Below are 20,734 nucleotides of genomic sequence, written 5' to 3'. Positions count from 1 at the left end.
CAGTTATGGAGCTTGTGTGCATCTATTGCCAATTTTTGAGGTAGCAGGATCTGTTGTTACTGCATTAAAACAATGTCCCCAAGTCTTACTTCACGCCCCCACAGGGGCGGGAAAATCAACCGCACTGCCACTGTATTTGTTTCAACAAAATATATTTGATGGCAAAATTATTTTATTAGAGCCAAGGCGTATTGCGGCAAAAAGCATCGCTTATCGTTTAGCAAGTCAACTCAATGAAGAGGTGGGTAAAACGGTGGGGTATCGCATGCGTGCTGAAAGTAAAGTGAGTCAGCAGACGCGCCTTGAAGTGATCACCGAAGGGGTGTTGACACGTATGTTACAGCAAGATCCTGAACTGACAGGTGTAAGTTTAGTGATACTTGATGAATTTCATGAGCGGAGTTTGCAAGCAGATTTAGCATTAGCACTGCTATTAGATGTGCAATCAGGATTACGTGATGATTTACGCCTTTTGGTGATGTCTGCAACATTAGATAATCAAAAATTAACTTCACTATTGCCGGATGCGCCGATGATTAGCTCTGAAGGGCGTAGTTATCCTGTTTCACGGCACTATTATCCTATTCAATCACACCTGCCTTTTGAACAAGAAGTTGCCACGATGGCGCGACGTTTGCTTACACAAGAGACGGGCTCTTTACTTGTTTTTTTGCCCGGTAGTGCAGAAATTATTAGAGTCGCGCAATTATTAGCTGACAAAGTGGATAAACACACCTTAATTTTTCCACTTTATGGGGCACTTTCATTAGCACAACAGCAACAGGCCATAGAGCCTGTAGAAAAGGGATATCGCAAAGTTGTATTAGCAACAAATATTGCAGAAACCAGTTTAACAATCGAAGGTATTCGCTTGGTGCTCGACAGTACCATTGAAAAACGTGCCCAGTTTGACTTAAAAAGTGGTGTAACAAGCTTATTGCGCCAACGAATAAGTCAAGCTTCACAAACGCAAAGAGCGGGGCGGGCAGGACGTCTTGAAGCCGGAATTTGTTGGCACTTAATCAGTCAGGAGCAAGCTGAGCGCGGGGCAACTCACCAAGTACCTGAAATTTTATCTAGTGATCTCTCTTCGTTATGGCTTTCAATATTGCAATGGGGATGTCGTGATATAAACCAACTCTCTTGGTTAGATACGCCTACACCAGCAGCAATAAACGCAGCTAAAACATTATTGCAACGATTAGGTGCCATTGATAATCAAGGGGGATTAACCTCGCGGGGAGTACGTATGGCACAGTGGGGCATCGATCCCCGATTGGCGGCAATATTAGATTATGCTAGTGAAAAAAGTGAGCATCATCTTGCTACCGCAGCAAGGTTGTGTGCCATTTTAGAACAGCCACCAAGAGACAGAGAGATTAATCTTGAATGGCTGATCCAACAGAAAAATCATCAATGGTCACAGCGTGAAAAACAGCTATTACAGCAATGCAAAGGGCAATGTCGCCCAGAATTATTAGCATCACTATTGAGTGTCGGATTTGCAGATAGAATAGCCAAAAACCGTGATAATCAAGGTCGATTTCGCCTCGCTAATGGACAAGGCGCAATGATGGATAATACTCAACCAATGAGCCAATCGCCGTGGATTTTAGCACCATTGTTGTTGCAAAATGCACATTATGCGGATGTGCGAATTTTATTAGCCTTACCTATTGATATTAATGAAGTATCCTCTATCTTTCCGGAATTGATACAAGATAATACCACCGTTGAATGGGATGAAAAGCGCGGTACACTTCTTGCGTGGCAACAGCGCCAATTAGGTCAGTTAACCGTTAGCCAAATGCCATTAGATAAACCTAATAAAGCGCAAATGCAAACGGCATTATTAAATTGGTTACGTAAACAAGGATTAAGTGCTCTACCCTTAAGTGAAGAGAGCAAGCAACTGTTTATTCGCCTTGCTTTAGCGCAAAAGTGGTGCCCTGAGGCCAATTTACCTGTATTGAATGAAGCCGTTTTATTAGACTCATTAGAATTGTGGTTACAACCTGAATTAGGCGATACCCAATCACTTAAGGCACTGCTACAAATGGATATTAATGGGATAATTAAAAATCAGTTAACTTGGCATGAGCAACAATTATTGCAAGAGCTGTTCCCAACACACTATATTGCTCCAACGGGCACTAAAGTGATGATTAAATATGATTTAGATAATCCGCCGATTATTGCTATCAGGATCCAAGAGGTTTATGGTGAAAAACAAAGTCCTATTGTGGCAAAAGGGCAATTACCTGTAGTGATGGAGTTACTTTCTCCGGCTATGCGACCTATCCAAAAAACACAAGATCTCGCTACTTTTTGGGCCGGAAGCTATACACAAGTACAAAAAGAGATGAAGGGGCGATATCCCAAACATTTGTGGCCAGATTCACCCGCAACAACGGCCCCCACTCGACGTGTAAAAAAATGGAGTTAGCGCGTATATATACGTGCTGAATAACAATTTGAGAGCTTTCCTGTGGGATAGCTTGGAAAAATAGCGACAATGTTAGGCTTCTTTACCCTAAGGGTGTGGTGAAGAGGTTTTAATGAGAGAAACTGTTCATGAGTAGAAAGAAAAAACCAGTAAAGAAAACCAATAGAAGGCGTTCTTGGTTTTGGTTATTTGTTAAAATCGCCATTGTGGTTGCGGTTTTAGTCGGCATCTATGGTGTTTATTTATATTCCCAAATTAAAGAGCGCCTTGACGGTAATGTATGGGAATTGCCTGCTGCCGTTTATGGACGTACTGTCAATTTAGAACCTGGCATGAACTATAGCCAAAAAGAGATGGTAAGTTTACTGGAAGGTATGCAGTATCGCCATGTCAATAAAATCACCCGTCCTGGGGAATTTGTCGTTAAAAATGGCACTATAGAGATGTTACGTCGACCGTTTGATTTTCCAGATGGTCGCGAAGAGCAAATTTTAGCGAAATTGACCTTTGAACAAAACTCATTGGTGAGTATCACCAATATGAATAATCAGCGTCAATTTGGTTTCTTCCGCCTCGATCCTAAGCTTATCACTATGATGCAATCGGCTAATGGTGAACAGCGTCTATTCTTAGCAAGAGATAAATTTCCTCAACTATTAGTCGATACATTAATTGCTACGGAAGATCGCCGTTTTTATGAGCATGATGGCATCAGTATTTATTCTATTGGTCGTGCGGTGTTAGCAAACTTTACCGCAGGTAGAGCGGTACAAGGGGGAAGTACTTTAACGCAGCAATTAGTAAAGAACTTATTCCTAACCAATGAAAGAACGCTAAAAAGAAAGCTTAATGAAGCCTATATGGCGATTATTATGGATGCGAGCTATAGCAAAGATCGTATTTTAGAGCTGTATCTTAATGAGGTGTTCTTAGGGCAAAGTGGTGATGAGCAAATTCGTGGTTTTCCATTGGCTAGCCTTTACTATTTTGGTCGACCTGTTGATGAACTAAGTCTTGATCAACAAGCATTATTGGTTGGAATGGTGAAAGGGGCTTCTGCATACAATCCATGGCGCAATCCTAAGGCTGCATTAGAGCGCCGTAATGTGGTACTAAAATTATTACAGACCCAACAAATTATCGATCAAGAGCTTTATGATGTATTAAGCGCACGTCCTTTAGGAGTAAAACCTCGTAGCGAAGCGCTAACGCCACAACCGGCATTTATGCAGTTAGTTCGTCAAGAGCTACAAACTAAATTAGGTGATCAGGTTAAAGATTTATCGGGGACTAAAATTTTTACAACGCTTGATCCTGTTTCACAAGATGCAGCGGAAAAAGCGGTAGAAGCGGGAGTTGCTGATTTACGTAAAACACGCAAAATCAACGATCTCGAAGGCGCAATGGTTGTTGTAGATCGCCTCAGTGGTGAGGTTAGGGCGTTAGTGGGCGGTTCACAACCACAATATGCCGGTTTTAATCGTGCCATGTCCGCTCGTCGTTCAATTGGCTCATTAGCAAAACCGGCAACTTATTTAACCGCATTAAGTGAGCCTGAGCGTTTTCGTTTAAATACCTGGTTGGCGGATGAACCTATTTCAGTGCCTATTCCGGGAGGAAAACCATGGCAACCACGTAACTACGATCGTGGTTATAAAGGGCGATTAATGTTGGTGGATGCTCTTGCTACATCACGTAATGTACCAACGGTTAATCTTGGTTTAGAAGTCGGGTTAGACCAAGTGATCAAAACGTGGATCAAACTAGGTGCCCCAGCAGAAAATTTAGAAAAAGTACCAGCGATGTTACTTGGCGCACTAAACTTAACCCCAATGGAAGTGGCGCAAACTTTCCAAACAATCGGAAGTTTAGGTAATCGCGCTAAATTATCGGCATTGCGCTCTGTTATCAACCAAGATGGTACGGTGCTTTATCAAAGTTACCCGCAAGCAGAAACAACGGTTTCTCCACAAGCAGCATATATGACACTGTTTGGTATGCAACAGGTGGTTAATTCAGGTACAGCAGCACGAGCATTAAAACCTAAATTTGGTCAATATAACCTTGCAGGTAAAACCGGAACCACCAACGACTTACGTGATAGCTGGTTTGCGGGTATTGATGGTAAAGAAGTCACTATTGCATGGATGGGACGTGATAATAATGGCCCAACTAACTTAACAGGATCGACAGGGGCATTGATCCTTTATCGTCATTATTTAGAAAATCAAACACCATTAACATTAAATCCACCTGTACCAGAAGATATAGCACAGATGTCGATTAATGCTGAAGGTAACTTTGTTTGTTATGGTGGCGGCGTGCGTATATTACCTGTGTGGACAGCAGATCCTGATAGCCTCTGTACACCGTTACCACAAGAGAGCGACGGCGACGATAGTGCGGCGCCTAAATGGTTACGCGATCTGTTTTCTGAGTAATTATTCGCAATACTATTGAGATAAAAAATATCCTCCTGCAATTGCGGAGGATATTTTTTTGCCAGCAATACCAGCAATAAATGCTATTTAAGTAATGAAAGATTACGCTTTCATTTTGCTAAAGGCGTATTCAGCCGCATCGATAGTACGTTGAATATCTTCTTTGCTATGAGCAATAGACATAAAGCCTGCTTCAAAAGCCGACGGAGCGAGGTAAATACGTTTTTCTAACATTAAGTGGAAGAACTGTTTAAAGCGTTCGACATCGCAGTTCATTACGTCTTGATAGCAAGTCACTTCTTTGGCATCGGTAAAGAATAAACCAAACATACCGCCTACATGGTTCACAACCATAGGAATACCTGCTTGTTGTGCTTTCTCAAGTAATCCATCCGCTAACATAGTAGTAAGTTCATCCAGTGTTTGGTGAACTCCCGGTTGTGAAACTTCTTGCAAACAAGCTAGACCCGCTGCCATCGCAATGGGGTTACCCGATAATGTTCCCGCTTGGTAGACAGGACCGATAGGGGCTAATTGAGACATCACTTCTTTATGTCCGCCGAAGGCGCCTACAGGCATGCCACCACCTATAATTTTACCTAAACAGGTCAAGTCAGGATCAACATCGTAATAAGCTTGTGCGCCGCCTAATGCGACACGAAAACCTGTCATTACTTCATCAATAATCAGTAATGCACCAAATTCATCACATAATGCACGTAATCCCGGTAGAAAATCGGCTTTAGGTGGAACACAGTTCATATTACCGGCAACGGGTTCAACAATAATACAGGCGATTTCTTCCGGGTAATTTTCAAATGCTTGACGTACTGAATTTAAATCGTTGTAAGTACAAGTTAAAGTGTGTTTAACAAAATCAGCAGGAACACCAGGAGAGTTTGGTTGTCCCATCGTCAATGCACCAGATCCTGCTTTGACTAATAAGCAGTCTGCATGTCCATGGTAACAGCCTTCAAATTTAATGATTTTGTCACGACCCGTGTAGCCACGAGCAAGGCGAATGGCACTCATGGTGGCTTCTGTACCTGAGTTCACCATACGAACCATATCCATCGAAGGCACTAACTCAGTGACTAAATTTGCCATTTCCACTTCAGCAGCCGTAGGAGCACCAAAGCTTAGGCCTTTTTGCACCGCATCAGTTACAGCGTGGCGAATAGCGGGGTGATTGTGGCCTAATACCATCGGTCCCCATGAACCGACATAGTCAAGATAAGCACGTCCATCGGCATCATAAATATACGCACCATTAGCACGTTCAATAAAAAGCGGTGTGCCACCAACACCGTTAAATGCTCTAACCGGTGAATTGACGCCACCAGGTATCACTTGTTGTGCGAGATTATAAAGCGTTTCAGACTTGCTCATGTCAGACTCCTAATGATGGGTGAGCGTAAGATTAACGCCTATTCTAAAGCACAGTGCAGATGAAGCCAAATACACGACAACAACATTTTGATTTATCATTGTTATTGTTCGAGTTGGTACTCATTAATAAAGAAAAGTTGTGTATCAAAAAGTGCATTTTGTCCACAACAAACTTGAAGGTTAAGAGCAGGTATTAGATAATCATCACATTATATCAGCAAGAAGCATCAATTTTTGCTGGCTGTTTTTTACTGGATTATCCAGTCTGGAGTGAACAATGAGTGATGATATGGCTCTGCCGTTACAATTTACAGATGCGGCTGCAAATAAAGTAAAAGATCTAATTGCGGATGAAGAAAACCCAAATCTGCGTCTACGTGTTTATATCACCGGTGGTGGCTGTAGCGGATTCCAGTATGGTTTTACCTTTGATGATGCTATGAATGAAGGTGATATGACCATAGAAAAACAAGGCGTTGCCTTAGTTATTGATCCAATGAGCTTGCAGTATTTAGTGGGTGGCTGTGTTGATTATACTGAAGGCCTTGAGGGCTCACGTTTTATCGTCACCAATCCTAATGCGAAAAGCACTTGTGGTTGTGGTTCATCGTTTAGTATCTGATTTTTATATTATTTGACGTCGTGGCAATGCTGCCGTGCCACGGCGTTAGCAATCCCCACATCTTTATATATGCTCCGCTCACTGCACGTTATTGGTTGTGTTGCAGCTTGCCTACGACTATTGTCTGTTAACCTCTTCAATCTTCATTTAAATAGTTAATTGACTTTAAAATGAGGGGATTGCGATAGCCTCACAAATCTGTTGAGCCGCATAAATAATACGTGGTGCTGGTCTGCTAAAACTATCTTCATCAATAGCGATAATAGGAATATCTAGTTGAGGTTGCCAAAATTGTTGTATTGCGGCAATTTGGTTTGGTTTACCACTAAATAAAATCAAATCAGGTTTTTTACTGATCACTTGCTCGCGGCTGACTTGTGGCCAAGGAACTGCACTATTCGCAAAAATATTTTCTCCGCCACAAAGTTCGGTAATCTCATTTTGTAATGAATGTTTTGATGTCGTAAATAGGGGTTGCATACCAAATTGAATAAAGACTTTTTTCTTCGCTTGATGAGGCGTCGTTGAGGCGTACTTTTGCTGTAATTCTTGATATTGCTGACGTAATTTTTGTGCACTTGCTAAAGCGACTTCAGGATGAGTGCTATAAGAAGAAAGTCGGGTAAGATCGTCAATGATTTCTTCGATACTGTGTGGATCAGAGTAAATAATAGGGATACCCAATGATTTTAACTGATCGAGCGGTCGTTGAGGATTACCGCTTGGCCATGCAATAATTAAATCAGGTTTTAATAGCAAAATGCGTTCTACATTAATGCCTTGCCAGTCGGCAACTTGTACGAGATCTTTTGCTGCTTGTGGATAATCAGAATAAGCGCTCGCCGCAACCATATTCTCTCCCATACCTGCGGCATAAGCCATTTCCGTGGCAGACGGGGATAAAGTAATAACACGTTGTGCGGGAGTGGCTGCGATAACATAACAAGGTGTCAATATCAGGCTTAGCAGCAGTGCAAAAGTGTTTAAGAAACGCATTTTTCTCGTCTTTATAGTCAAATATACCCGTCTATTTTTATCTTACCTGTTGAGCTAAAAGAGAGACGGGTTTGTTAAGCGGCTTATCGATTAAATAAATTAAAACTGAGTCTCTGTTTTTAATTTATCAAGCATAGTAGTGACCATTAAGCTTGATTGTTGTGCGGCAACAGATAAAAACTCATCAAAACTTAAATGCGATTCTTTATCTGCCACATCTGAAATGGCACGAACAACAACAAAAGGTGTATCAAATTGATGGCAAACATGTCCAATAGCGGTTGATTCCATCTCAACAGCGACGACTTCTGGAAAAGTACGACGAATACGTGCTAATGGCTCGGCACCATTAATAAAAGCATCGCCACTACAGATTAATCCACGCACGGCATTTAATTTTAGTGATCCAATACACTCTTGAGCAATATTGACCAGTTTGGGATCGGCAATAAATGCCGGTGGGCATTGTGCCATTTGTCCTGGTTCATAACCGAAAGCAGTAACGTCGGCATCGTGATAACGTACTTCTGTTGATACGACAATATCGCCAACATTTAATTTTGCATCTAACCCACCTGCAGAGCCGGTGTTGATCACAACATCAGGGCGAAAATGTTCAAGTAATAGTGTGGTACCGATGGCGGCAGCCACTTTACCAATACCTGATTTTAGTAATGCAACATCTACACCATTGATTTTGCCAGTATAAATTTCACAACCACCACGAGAGACTATTTCGCAGTTTTCAATTTGTTCACGCAGAAGTTTGACTTCTTGTTCCATTGCACCTATTACGCCAACTCTCATTGTGTCATACTCCCTTGTAGGTTAATAATATATAGCGTTAACCAAGAGTTTATCATTTATCGCAAAAACACGATATAACGCAGCGAATTCGTTTCATCGATACCAGAAAGAGGATAGAAATGATCGATTTTAAACTGAAGTTAAATTATCAACGCAAATATAACAGCAGTGATATCGATATTGATGATGAAATGCAGATCTCGCGCCAATTTGAAAGCGATCGTGGGCGTATTATTAATTCAGCGGCGATCCGTCGGTTACAACAAAAAACACAGGTATTTCCATTAGAGCAAAATTCGGCGGTACGAAGTCGATTAACCCATTCGCTGGAAGTACAACAAATAGGCCGTTATATCGCTAAGCAAATAATCGGCGAACTAAAAAAGCATAATAAATTAGAAGAATATGGCTTAAATGAACGGATTGATAGCGTTGAAAGTTTAATTGAAATGGCGTGTTTAATGCACGATATTGGCAATCCTCCTTTTGGTCATTTTGGTGAAGCTGCAATTAAACATTGGTTTCGTAAGGTGTTAGCACCTGATGCTTCCATAGAATTTGATAATTGTCCTTTTTTACCTATTCGCTATTCAGCAGACCGACACTTAAATGAATTAAAACAGACTTTGCGTCAAGACTTATGCCATTTCGAAGGCAATGCTCAGGCAATTCGCATGGCGCATCACTTGTTAAAACTCAATTTAACCTATGCGCAAATTGGCTGTGTTTTAAAATATACACGCCCAGCTTATTGGCAAGGTGCTACGCCGAAAGAATTTAGCTATTTAATGAAAAAACCAGGTTATTACTGGTCTGAAGCTGAATTTGTTAAGGAAGTACAAGAGAAACTTGCAATGAAAGATTTTTGTCGTTTTCCACTGACTTATATTATGGAAGCGGCAGATGATATTTCTTATTGTATTGCTGATTTAGATGATGCGGTAGAAAAAGGTATTTTTGATATCAATCGATTAGTACAGTTATTAAAAAATGCATGGAGTGAAAGTGGTGCGGTAACAGAAGGTGATCTGTTTGATATCACTGTTAATCGAGCTTTTAAGAAAGTTGATCAAAATGAAGCTAAGCGTAGCATGCAAGATCAATTTTTTATGTATTTGCGCGTCTATATTACCGGAAAACTAGTGCCTTACACCGCCTATCGCTTTATCAAGAACTTACCTCAAGTTTATGAGGGCAGCTTTAACCACGCTTTACTTGAAGGAAAGAGTGCTGAACATCGTTTATTGGCAACGTTAAAACGAGTGGCGCAAAAGTGGGTATTTAGTCACCCCGAAGTTGAAGAGCTTGAAATGAAGGGCTATCGAGTGATCAGTGGGTTATTGGATATTTATAAGCCATTGCTTTTATTATCGACCGATGATTTTCTAAGACTACATAAATATAATGAACATCCTCATTATGTTATTGAGACGCGTTTATATCATAAGCTTTCGATTAAACATAAGCTTGCTTATAATGAAGCATTAGAAAAAATTTACGATATTAATAGTGAAGAGGGAAAAACCTTAGAGTTTTATTATCGTACAAGATTGATACAAGATTATATCAGTGGTATGACCGACCATTATGCATATGAAGAATATAGAAAATTAATGGTATGTGATTAATGTGTAATCGATTGAAATATCTATCATATTGATTAATGATAATTTTTAGATTTTTCTTAGAGATAGTTACGCGTTATTAAAATAACAGAAAATATTTGTTATTAATTGTAAATATATTCAATGTAAACGTTATATATAATAGTTTTTAGTTATAGAATAATATTAAATCTATATAAAAGAGTACTTCTACTTGTTAGCATAAAAATATTTTTCGATTTCATAAAAATATTGCTTATATCAGTTAAGTAAATAACTTGTTCGATGGTATACTCTCCTCATATCTTATTCTAAATGGTCTAGTAAACACTTAATTCTGTTTGCGGAGTGAAAATGTCAAACTAGGCTGTTTTAGAGTTAATCCGCAATAGATTTATAAAATTTAATACTATGGTGCAGTTTTATTCCCCTAAAAAACGTCCTGCTAAAAAACAGGTAAAAAACTTGGCGGTAACCGCTAATGCATTGGATGCTAACGGTCAAGGTATTGCTCATGCTGAGGGCAAAACCATTTTTGTTAAAGGATTACTTCCACAAGAAACTGCACGCATTCGTTTGACCGAAGAAAAACGCCAGTTTGCCAAGGGAGAAGTGATTACACGATTAACCACAAACCCAGAAAGAGTGACACCACCCTGTCAGTACTATCAACATTGTGGTGGGTGCCAGCAACAACATGTGCCTATTGATTGGCAACGCACCACTAAAGCTGAGGTTTTATCACATCTTATTAAACGTGAAACTAATGTGGTCATTTCAGCACAGCCTGTTATTGCCGGTGCGGAGTATGGCTATCGGCGCCGAGCAAGATTAGGGTTACGTTATCACCCTAAAAAGGGTTTGGTAATGGGATTTCGCCAAGCACTCTCTAATGACTTAGTGATGGTCACCCAATGCCCAGTATTAAAACCACAACTTAATGTACTGTTATTGCCACTGTGGCAGTGTTTAAAGCAACTCTCTGTCGTGCGTGATTTAGGTCATGTGGAATTAGTGTTAGCAGATAATGGGCCATTAGTGATTTTGCGTCATTTATCACCGCTATCTGAGGGTGATAAGCAATTGTTAGATGATTTTTCTCATCACGCTCAAGTGATGATATATCTGGCGGGTGATAATGGTGAGATCGCACAATTAACAACGATTGAGAAGGAACCCTTCTATCAGATAGAGGGTCTAAAATTACACTTTGCACCAACGGATTTTATTCAAGTTAATGATGAAATAAATCATAAGATGGTTGCTCAAGCGATAGCATGGCTCGATTTATCGCCAAACGATCGCGTACTAGACTTGTTTTGTGGCATGGGTAACTTCACATTACCTATGGCAAAGCGTGTTGATAAAGTCGTTGGGGTCGAAGGTGTTCCTGCACTGGTGGCGATGGCGAAAAAAAATGCTGAACTTAATCAATTAGATAATGTTCAGTTTTGGCATGCTGATTTATCCGCCGATTTTTCTGCTATGCCTTGGGCACAGGAAGGATTTAATAAAGTTCTGCTAGATCCCGCAAGAGCGGGAGCTGCACAAGTGATGTCACATATTGTGACGTTATCCGCAGAAAAAATTGTGTATGTTTCCTGTAATCCGACCACGTTAGCCAGAGATAGTAAGATATTATTAGATTCCGGATATCAGCTAACCCAGTTAAGAATGTTGGATATGTTTCCACAAACAGGGCATCTGGAATCAATGGCATTGTTTATTCGCAAATAAACAGATAGCCACTCAATAAGTCGCAGATAAGATTTATATCGAGTAGGGAGAGAATATGGTTGCAGTTAGAAGTGCTCACTTAACACCTGCAGGGGAGTTTGCCGTTGATAAATGGGTTAATAGCTTGAATTTAACTCATGCGAATGCGGGGAGTGAAATCATGCAAACCTGGGAATACTGTCATCGTACTGTTCTGGGCCGTGAAGATGCGCAACTGTTGCTATGGCGCGGTGTTGAGATGGTTGAACTTCTTTCGACACTCAGTATGGATAAAGATAGCATGAGGGCAGCACTTCTCTTCCCACTTGCTGAAGAAGATCTTATTAACCAGGAAGTTATCACTGAACATTTTGGTGAGGCGATATGGAATTTAGTGCGTGGCGTAATGGAGATGGATGCTATTCGCCAGCTTAAAGCGACACATACCAACGAAACTAGCTCAGTACAAGTCGATAATGTACGCCGCATGTTATTGTCTATGGTGGAAGATTTTCGTTGTGTAGTTATCAAACTCGCAGAGCGGATTGCCCATTTACGTGAAGTGAAAGATGCCACTGAGGATGAACGGGTCTTAGCGGCAAAAGAGTGTTTTAATATCTATGCACCATTAGCCAATCGATTGGGGATTGGACAATTAAAATGGGAGCTTGAAGATTTCTGTTTCCGTTATCTTCATCCTGATGAATATAAGCAAATTGCAAATTTACTGCATGAACGCCGTATTGATCGCGAACAGTATATTGATAATTTCGTCAGTACGGTGCGTGGTTATATGCAGCAAGAGAATATTGAAGTCGATATCTACGGACGTCCCAAGCACATCTATAGTATTTGGCGAAAAATGAAGAAAAAAAATCTCGCCTTTGATGAGCTATTTGATGTTCGTGCGGTACGTATTGTTGTCGAACGCCTACAAGATTGTTATGCCGCTTTAGGTATTGTACATACTCATTTTCGTCATTTACCCGATGAATTTGATGATTATGTTGCCAATCCAAAACCAAATGGTTACCAATCTATTCATACGGTAGTACTTGGCCCTGAAGGTAAAACCGTTGAGATCCAAATACGTACTCGTCAGATGCATGAAGATGCTGAATTAGGTGTTGCAGCGCATTGGAAATATAAAGAAGGTGCTACTGGTGCAACAACCAAAGGCGGGACGGGAAGTTATGAAAATCGTATTGCGTGGTTACGTAAATTAATTGCATGGCAAGAAGAGATGGCTGATTCTGGTGAAATGCTAGATGAAGTACGTAGTCAAGTATTTGATGATCGCGTCTATGTCTTTACGCCAAAAGGGGATGTGATTGATTTACCTGCAGGCTCGACACCATTAGATTTTGCTTATCATATTCATAGTGATGTTGGTCATCGCTGTATTGGTGCTAAAATCGGCGGGCGCATCGTTCCATTTAGCTATCAGCTACAAATGGGCGATCAAATTGAAATTATTACTCAAAAACACCCTAATCCAAGCCGAGACTGGCTAAACCCTAATCTTGGTTATGTGACAACCAGTCGTGGAAGAGCGAAGATCCACAATTGGTTCCGTAAACAAGATCGCGATAAAAATATTATTGCAGGCCGCCAAATCTTAGATAATGAATTAGCGCCGCTTGATATTAATATGAAAGAAGCAGAAAAACTGCTGATTGCTCGTTATAACGTCCATAGTCTTGATGAAGTGCTGGCAGGCATAGGCGTTGGTGATATCCGTATCAATCAATTAGTCAATTTCTTACAAAGTAAGCTGAATAAAGCCACAGCGGAAGATGAAGACAAAGAGGCGTTACGCTCATTAGAAAATAAAACGGCTACACCAAAAACAACCACGTCAGGTGGTGGCAGTATTGTGGTCGAGGGTGTCGGGAACTTAATGCATCATATCGCACGTTGTTGCCAACCTATTCCAGGCGATAATATCGTTGGATTTATTACCAAAGGACGTGGTATTTCAATTCACCGTGCAGATTGTGATCAATTAGCTGAGTTACTTTCTCACGCACCAGAGCGTATTGTCGATGCGGTGTGGGGTGAGAATTACTCAAGTGGTTATTCATTAGTGGTGCGGGTTGTGGCTAATGATCGTAGTGGTTTATTACGCGATATCACCACTATTTTAGCTAATGAAAAAGTGAATGTGCTGGGAGTTAGTAGCCGCAGTGATGTGAAGCAACAAATAGCGACCATCGATATGAATATTGAGATTTATAATCTTCAAGTATTAGGGCGTATTTTAGCGAAACTCAATCAATTACCTGATGTCATAGAAGCCAAACGCTTTTCTCATTAAGACATTGGTCGCCTTAACGGATAAAATGCCAAGCACAATGTGTCTTGGCATTTTTTTACGAAATTTTGTTAACTCGACATAACGATCACTTCTATATACAAGGATACAAGGCCAGATAATGTCAGAAAACCGTGAAATTTTACGTTTATTAGCCATTATGGCGCAATTACGTGATCCTCAAACAGGCTGTGAGTGGGATAGGGTACAAACCTTTGACACCATCGCCCCCTATACATTAGAAGAAACCTATGAAGTACTGGATGCCATTGCTCGTAAAGATTTTACCGCACTTAAAGAGGAGTTAGGGGACTTACTCTATCAAGTCGTTTTTTATGCCAGAATGGCGCAAGAGCAGCAATTATTTGATTTTAATGATGTCTGTGAAGCTATCAGAAATAAATTAGAACGTCGTCATCCACATATTTTTGCTACAGAAAATGAAAATAATTTAGCGACTGAAAAACATCGTTGGGAAAAAATCAAGGCTCAAGAGCGTGAAGCGAAAGCACAATATTCATTACTTGATGATATTCCTGCTACTTTACCGGCACTGATGAAAGCAGAGAAAATGCAAAAGCGCTGTGCCTCCGTTGGCTTTGATTGGCACGAGCTTTCTCCTGTATTAGATAAAGTGTATGAAGAAATAGATGAAGTGATGGCAGAAGTGAAAAAAGCCCCTAGAGATGATCAACGTATTGAGGATGAGTTGGGGGATTTGCTTTTTTCTGTGGTTAATTTATCGCGCCATTTAAAACAGAAGCCAGAGCAGGCACTTAATCGAGCTTGTCGTAAATTTGAGCAACGGTTTAGGTTTGTTGAAAAAATGCTCACAGAGCAGGGTATAAACATAGAAAATGCTTCATTAGAAGAGATGGAGATCGGTTGGCAAAAAGCGAAGGAAAAAGAAATTGAGTGAAGAATGACTCATCATTATTTGTTTTTGTGACATTAAGTGCGAAAAATAATAGATGAAATCTCATTGTTTTTGCTCACTTTTTATAAAAAATTATAAAAGGCGAAATTATAAAAGGTAATTTCGCTTTTTTTATTTTAGGTGGCTTTAAATATCGTTGTTGCATTTGATTTGCTAAAAAGTGTGATTAACCTCAAAAAATTAAAAGCATGATCATAAGCAAAAGATATGTCACGAAACCTGCTACACTTTATATCGTGAAAAAAATAAAGCATCTATTCTCTAAAAGTGATATCTTAGCTGAAAGGATTAAGCTAAAATGCTTGAGAAATATTTTCACGGGTTTAGTTGATTGAATTTTTACTGTTTTTTCGTGTTTAAACGGATAAGTAATGTGATGAAAAAGAACTTTATACAACTAAGAATGTTTGTAGCGAAAATAAGGTTCGGGTATACTGTGTTCCCGTCCAGTTATATCCATCATCCAAATACACCTAAACTTTCAGGTTCAGCATGAAAACGAATTATATTTTTGTGACCGGCGGGGTCGTATCCTCTCTGGGTAAAGGCATTGCCGCAGCCTCTTTAGCGGCTATACTAGAAGCCCGTGGACTCAATGTCACCATGATGAAGTTAGATCCGTATATTAACGTCGATCCAGGTACGATGAGCCCAATTCAACACGGAGAAGTCTTCGTCACTGACGATGGAGCTGAAACTGATCTTGACTTAGGCCATTACGAGCGCTTTATTCGCACGAAAATGACGCGTCGTAATAACTTTACGACCGGCCGTGTATACTCAGAAGTGCTACGCAAAGAGCGTCGTGGTGACTATCTTGGTGCTACTATCCAAGTTATTCCTCATATCACTAATGAAATCAAAGAACGCATCATCCGTGGCGGTGAAGGTCATGATGTCGTGTTAGTTGAAGTTGGTGGTACTGTCGGTGATATCGAATCACTTCCTTTCTTAGAAGCTATCCGTCAAATGGCGGCAGAAGTAGGGCGTGAGCATACTTTCTATCTGCACTTAACATTAGTGCCTTATTTAGCGGCTTCGGGTGAAGTAAAAACCAAACCAACGCAACACTCTGTAAAAGAGTTACTCTCGATTGGTATTCAACCAGATGCATTAATTTGTCGCTCAGATCGCGTTATTCCAGCTAATGAACGCGCCAAAATTGCACTGTTTTGTAATGTTCCCGAGAAAGCGGTTATCTCATTAAAAGATGTCGATTCCATTTATAAAATCCCTGCACTCTTGAAATCGCAAGGATTAGATGATTATATCTGTAAACGATTCAGCTTAGATTGCCCAGTGGCAAATCTGTCTGAATGGGAACAGGTTATCTACGAAGAAGCCAACCCTGAAGGCGAAGTTACCATTGGTATGGTTGGTAAATATGTTGAATTACCAGATGCCTATAAATCAGTGATTGAAGCATTAAAACATGGTGGTTTCAAAAGCCGTGTTGCGGTAAATATCAAATTAATTGATTCTCAAGATGTGGAAACTCGTGGTGTAGAAATCCTAAAAGGGTTAGACGCAATCTTAGTTCCAGGTGGTTTTGGTGAACGTGGTGTTGAGGGCAAAATTATGGCTGCTCGATATGCACGTGAAAATAAAATCCCTTATTTAGGCATCTGTTTAGGTATGCAGGTGGCTATGATTGAATTTGCACGCAATGTTGCCAATATGGAAGATGCTAACTCCACAGAGTTTGCACCTGATTGTAAATACCCAGTTATTGCGCTTATTACTGAATGGCGTGATGAGAATGGCAATCTTGAAGTGCGTACAGAAAATAGTGACTTAGGTGGAACAATGCGCCTTGGTGCACAACCTTGTCATTTAAGTGGCGATAGTTTAGTGCGTACTCTGTATGGTAAAAATACCATTACAGAGCGTCATCGTCATCGTTATGAAGTGAATAATCTACTGTTAAAACGTATCGAAGATGCGGGTTTACGTATTGCAGGTCGTTCAGTTGATAACAAGCTGGTGGAAATTATTGAAAATCCAAATCATCCTTGGTTTGTTGCTTGTCAATTCCACCCTGAGTTTACCTCAACGCCACGTGACGGCCATCCGTTATTTGCTGGCTTTGTGAAAGCAGCCTTTGACTACCAAAAAGGCTTGCTAAAATAGGATATGTGAGAAGAGAGCGCGTATCTCTCTTCTCGGAAATTTAACTTGTACAGAGGAAAACCGTATGTCCAAAATCGTTAAAGTACTTGGTCGTGAAATTATCGATTCTCGTGGCAACCCAACAGTTGAAGCTGAAGTTCACTTAGAAGGTGGTTTTGTTGGTATGGCGGCGGCTCCATCAGGCGCATCAACAGGTTCTCGTGAAGCTTTAGAATTACGTGATGGCGATAAGTCACGTTTCTTAGGTAAAGGTGTTCTGAAAGCGGTTGAAGCTGTTAATGGACCAATCGCTAAAGCTCTTTTGGGTCAAGATGCTAAAGACCAAGCTAATATCGATAAAATCATGATCGATTTAGATGGTACTGAAAACAAATCAAACTTTGGTGCAAACGCAATCCTAGCTGTTTCTTTAGCAAACGCAAAAGCAGCTGCTGCAGCGAAAGGTATGCCTTTGTATGAGCATATTTCTGATCTGAACGGTACTCACGGTCAATACTCAATGCCTTTACCAATGATGAATATCATCAATGGTGGTGAGCATGCTGATAACAACGTTGATATCCAAGAGTTTATGATCCAACCTGTTGGCGCTCCTACTCTGAAAGAAGCGGTTCGTATGGGTTCTGAAATCTTCCATCACTTAGCAAAAGTGCTGAAAGCAAAAGGCATGAACACCGCGGTAGGTGATGAAGGTGGTTATGCGCCAAACTTAGAATCCAATGCGGCTGCATTAGCGGCTATCAAAGAAGCAGTAGAAGCTGCGGGTTACGTTTTAGGTAAAGATGTTACTCTGGCTATGGACTGTGCTGCATCTGAATTCTATAACAATGAGACTGGTAACTACGAACTGAAAGGCGAAGGTAAAACTTTCACTTCACAAGAATTCACTCATTACTTAGAAGAGCTGACTAAACAGTATCCAATCGTTTCTATCGAAGATGGCTTAAACGAATCTGACTGGGATGGTTTCGCATACCAAACTAAAGTACTTGGTGACAAAATCCAACTGGTTGGTGACGACCTGTTTGTAACTAATACTAAGATCCTAAAAGAAGGTATCGATAAAGGTATTGCTAACTCTATCCTGATCAAATTCAACCAAATCGGTTCACTGACAGAAACGTTAGCTGCTATCAAAATGGCGAAAGATGCAGGTTATACAGCTATCATCTCTCACCGCTCAGGTGAAACAGAAGATGCAACTATCGCTGATTTAGCAGTAGGTACTGCAGCAGGTCAAATCAAAACAGGTTCTATGAGCCGTTCTGACCGTGTTGCTAAATATAACCAGCTGATCCGTATCGAAGAAGCATTAGGTAGCAAAGCACCTTTCAATGGTCTGAAAGAAGTTAAAGGCCAAGCATAATCATAATTTCGATTAGAAAGATTTATTAATTTTAAATGGGTGAATGTGTTGTTCACCCATTTTTTTTGGCGCTAGATAGGGAAAGTAGGATATTTACACTAGAACAATGGAATAAAAAGTGTGATGCGTAAGAGAAAATAGTGTTCAATTTTTACTCTTTTATTAATAAATCGGTTAATTCTCGTGGATCAGATCCCAATTATAACTTTTGCACATTTTCAATGGAGTGAAATGTTTTTATATTTCACATATAACCTATTTCGTTAACAATTATGGCTTAGTGAACTTAATGTTCACGTCAGCTAATGTGGAGTATTATCATGGATGCGTCCAATTTAGCCCCATCGGCGAAATCAAGCCCGATAAACAAACGAGGGTTAATTATTTTAGCAATCGACGTTGTACTACTGCTGTTATTGCTAGAATTTTTACCCTACGATCCAAAAGCTAATGCAGGTTTAGCGTTAATGGTGTTTGTGGGTGTGTTATGGCTGACAGAAGCTATTCACGTAACTATTACAGCGTTGTTTATTCCAATCCTTGCGGTAGTGCTCGGGTTAATGAACACCAATGAATCGCTAAAATCTTTTGCTAATCCGATTATTTTCTTATTCTTCGGAGGATTTGCATTAGCAACAGCGCTTCATATTCAAGGATTAGATCGCTTAATCGCTAACCGCTTGCTAATGATTGCTAAGGGTAAGCTCTCTATTGCTGTCTTGTTACTTTTTGGGGTAACGGCATTACTCTCAATGTGGATCAGTAACACGGCAACTGCGGCAATGATGTTACCGTTAGTGTTAGGGATTTTATCTAACTTAGATATTCGTTCAGAACGTAATACTTTCGTCTTCGTACTATTAGGTGTTGCTTATAGTGCCAGTATCGGTGGTTTAGGTACGTTGGTGGGTAGCCCGCCAAATGCAATTGCTGCAGCTCAACTAAATTTAGATTTTATTACTTGGATGAAGTACGGTATTCCAATCATGTTAGTGCTATTGCCTATCATGTTTATTGTGATGTATTTGATGCTACGTCCTAACCTAAAACATAAGTTTGATCTGAAATTAGAAGTGTTAGAGTGGAATAACAAACGTGTTATTACCATGATTATCTTCTTAGTAACGGTATTTTGCTGGATCTTTAGCTCCTTTATCAGTAGTGCTTTCGGTGGTGTGAAAGATTTAGATACCGTCATTGCAGTCAGTGCCGCTATTGTTATCGGGGTGACGGGTGTAGCAAGTTGGAGCCAAATTCAGGAAAATACAGAGTGGGGCGTATTAATGCTGTTTGGTGGCGGTTTAACACTGAGCGCAATTTTACAATCTTCTGGTGCAAGTTTGGTTATGGCTGATTTTATGAAAGATACTTTTGGTAACAGCCATTGGTTTGTCATTATTCTTGCTGTAACAACCTTTATTATTGTTTTAACTGAATTCACCAGTAATACCGCCAGCGCTGCGTTACTTGTTCCTATCTTTGCAACGGTGGCACAAGCTTTAGGTATGCCTGTTATGGCGTTAACGATGATTATTGGTATCGGTGCATCATGTGCCTTTATGTTACCAGTGGCAACGCCACCCAATGCTATTGTATTTGGCTCCGGATATATTAAACAGACAGAGATGGTACGTGTAGGTGGGGTACTTAACCTTGTGTGTATCTTAGTTATCTCTCTCTTTGCTTGGTTCTTCTGGTTATAGTTACAATTACTAATTAATAAATAAAAGCAGATTGCCGACAAAGTCCTAGCTTTTTAGTTAGGACTTTGAACTACTAAGGTTAGTACAAATAATGAGCTAACCGATATGTTAAAAGAACCTTCTCCCAACAATATCAGTTCGAAATTGTCACACTTGATGAATTGGTGCCTGAAGACCACTTTGTTCGTAAAGTTGATGCCATTATGGACTGTTCTGCGCAACAAGATCAGGATACTTTTTTTAAGGAATTTTGTTCATACTCA

The 20,734-nt window shown here is 40.2% G+C and carries 12 protein-coding genes and 1 pseudogene; 10 read left to right on the top strand and 3 right to left on the bottom strand.

What is annotated here, in order from left to right; genetic code table 11:
* Positions 1-16: 16 nt before the first annotated feature.
* Both hrpB and mrcB read left to right on the top strand, forming a co-directional pair.
* The gene (hrpB, locus tag AACQ49_RS11445) at positions 17-2,446 is read left to right on the top strand and encodes an ATP-dependent helicase HrpB (RefSeq protein WP_161779050.1); all 2,430 of its coding nucleotides are present in this window, start codon (positions 17-19) and stop codon (positions 2,444-2,446) included.
* 140 nt (positions 2,447-2,586) lie between these two features.
* Positions 2,587-4,887: pseudogene (mrcB, locus tag AACQ49_RS11440) on the top strand (bifunctional glycosyl transferase/transpeptidase); the annotation flags it as partial.
* A 102-nt stretch (positions 4,888-4,989) separates the two neighbouring features.
* On the opposite strand, the gene hemL reads toward mrcB, so the two are convergent.
* Positions 4,990-6,276, bottom strand: a complete 1,287-nt coding sequence (gene hemL / locus AACQ49_RS11435; protein WP_012367503.1) for a glutamate-1-semialdehyde 2,1-aminomutase — start codon at positions 6,274-6,276, stop codon at positions 4,990-4,992.
* A gap of 277 nt (positions 6,277-6,553) precedes the next feature.
* Between hemL and erpA the strand changes: the two genes are divergently transcribed.
* Entirely contained in the window at positions 6,554-6,898 is a 345-nt protein-coding gene (gene erpA, locus AACQ49_RS11430; RefSeq protein ID WP_004244992.1) for an iron-sulfur cluster insertion protein ErpA, read from the top strand.
* A gap of 165 nt (positions 6,899-7,063) precedes the next feature.
* Here the strand turns inward: erpA and btuF are convergent, their stop codons facing one another.
* Positions 7,064-7,894: a vitamin B12 ABC transporter substrate-binding protein BtuF gene (btuF, locus tag AACQ49_RS11425; RefSeq protein WP_049218629.1), complete on the bottom strand. Its 831-nt coding sequence runs from the start codon at positions 7,892-7,894 to the stop codon at positions 7,064-7,066.
* Positions 7,895-7,993: 99 nt separating this feature from the next.
* The gene (gene mtnN, locus AACQ49_RS11420) at positions 7,994-8,701 is read right to left on the bottom strand and encodes a 5'-methylthioadenosine/S-adenosylhomocysteine nucleosidase (protein ID WP_004244989.1); all 708 of its coding nucleotides are present in this window, start codon (positions 8,699-8,701) and stop codon (positions 7,994-7,996) included.
* Positions 8,702-8,820: 119 nt separating this feature from the next.
* Here mtnN and dgt point away from each other — a divergent pair, with 119 nt between their 5' ends.
* The 7 genes from dgt to AACQ49_RS11385 all read left to right on the top strand — a co-directional run bounded on the left by dgt (position 8,821) and on the right by AACQ49_RS11385 (position 20,471).
* Complete coding sequence (gene dgt, locus AACQ49_RS11415; RefSeq protein WP_004244988.1) at positions 8,821-10,329, top strand: dGTPase; 1,509 nt, start codon at positions 8,821-8,823, stop codon at positions 10,327-10,329.
* A gap of 387 nt (positions 10,330-10,716) precedes the next feature.
* Positions 10,717-12,042 (top strand): 23S rRNA (uracil(1939)-C(5))-methyltransferase RlmD, encoded by a 1,326-nt coding sequence (rlmD, locus tag AACQ49_RS11410; RefSeq protein WP_004244987.1) that lies wholly within the window; start codon positions 10,717-10,719, stop codon positions 12,040-12,042.
* A gap of 55 nt (positions 12,043-12,097) precedes the next feature.
* Positions 12,098-14,338 carry a GTP diphosphokinase gene (gene relA, locus AACQ49_RS11405; protein ID WP_004244986.1) on the top strand — a complete coding sequence of 747 codons (2,241 nt, stop codon included), beginning with the start codon at positions 12,098-12,100 and terminating at the stop codon, positions 14,336-14,338.
* A gap of 118 nt (positions 14,339-14,456) precedes the next feature.
* On the top strand, positions 14,457-15,254 hold the full coding sequence (gene mazG, locus AACQ49_RS11400) for a nucleoside triphosphate pyrophosphohydrolase (protein WP_074561603.1): 798 nt from the start codon (positions 14,457-14,459) through the stop codon (positions 15,252-15,254).
* 510 nt (positions 15,255-15,764) lie between these two features.
* Positions 15,765-17,402, top strand: a complete 1,638-nt coding sequence (gene pyrG / locus AACQ49_RS11395; protein ID WP_004244983.1) for a glutamine hydrolyzing CTP synthase — start codon at positions 15,765-15,767, stop codon at positions 17,400-17,402.
* Positions 17,403-17,466: 64 nt separating this feature from the next.
* Positions 17,467-18,768, top strand: a complete 1,302-nt coding sequence (gene eno, locus AACQ49_RS11390) for a phosphopyruvate hydratase (RefSeq protein WP_004244982.1) — start codon at positions 17,467-17,469, stop codon at positions 18,766-18,768.
* Positions 18,769-19,088: 320 nt separating this feature from the next.
* On the top strand, positions 19,089-20,471 hold the full coding sequence (locus AACQ49_RS11385; protein WP_100159323.1) for an SLC13 family permease: 1,383 nt from the start codon (positions 19,089-19,091) through the stop codon (positions 20,469-20,471).
* Positions 20,472-20,734 lie beyond the last annotated feature (263 nt).

The organism is Proteus sp. G2675 (genome assembly GCF_963886535.1).
Lineage (GTDB): Bacteria > Pseudomonadota > Gammaproteobacteria > Enterobacterales > Enterobacteriaceae > Proteus > Proteus mirabilis.
Note: the sequence above shows the minus strand (reverse complement) of the source record. Positions and strands in the feature narration are given on the sequence as shown.

Coding starts and splice junctions, on each gene's coding strand:
- relA (WP_004244986.1), top strand. CDS start 12,098: ATGGTTGCAGTTAGAAGTGCTCACTTAACACCTGCAGGGGAGTTTGCC.
- rlmD (WP_004244987.1), top strand. CDS start 10,717: ATGGTGCAGTTTTATTCCCCTAAAAAACGTCCTGCTAAAAAACAGGTA.
- dgt (WP_004244988.1), top strand. CDS start 8,821: ATGATCGATTTTAAACTGAAGTTAAATTATCAACGCAAATATAACAGC.
- erpA (WP_004244992.1), top strand. CDS start 6,554: ATGAGTGATGATATGGCTCTGCCGTTACAATTTACAGATGCGGCTGCA.
- mtnN (WP_004244989.1), bottom strand. CDS start 8,701: ATGAGAGTTGGCGTAATAGGTGCAATGGAACAAGAAGTCAAACTTCTG.
- hemL (WP_012367503.1), bottom strand. CDS start 6,276: ATGAGCAAGTCTGAAACGCTTTATAATCTCGCACAACAAGTGATACCT.
- pyrG (WP_004244983.1), top strand. CDS start 15,765: ATGAAAACGAATTATATTTTTGTGACCGGCGGGGTCGTATCCTCTCTG.
- AACQ49_RS11385 (WP_100159323.1), top strand. CDS start 19,089: ATGGATGCGTCCAATTTAGCCCCATCGGCGAAATCAAGCCCGATAAAC.
- eno (WP_004244982.1), top strand. CDS start 17,467: ATGTCCAAAATCGTTAAAGTACTTGGTCGTGAAATTATCGATTCTCGT.
- mazG (WP_074561603.1), top strand. CDS start 14,457: ATGTCAGAAAACCGTGAAATTTTACGTTTATTAGCCATTATGGCGCAA.
- btuF (WP_049218629.1), bottom strand. CDS start 7,894: ATGCGTTTCTTAAACACTTTTGCACTGCTGCTAAGCCTGATATTGACA.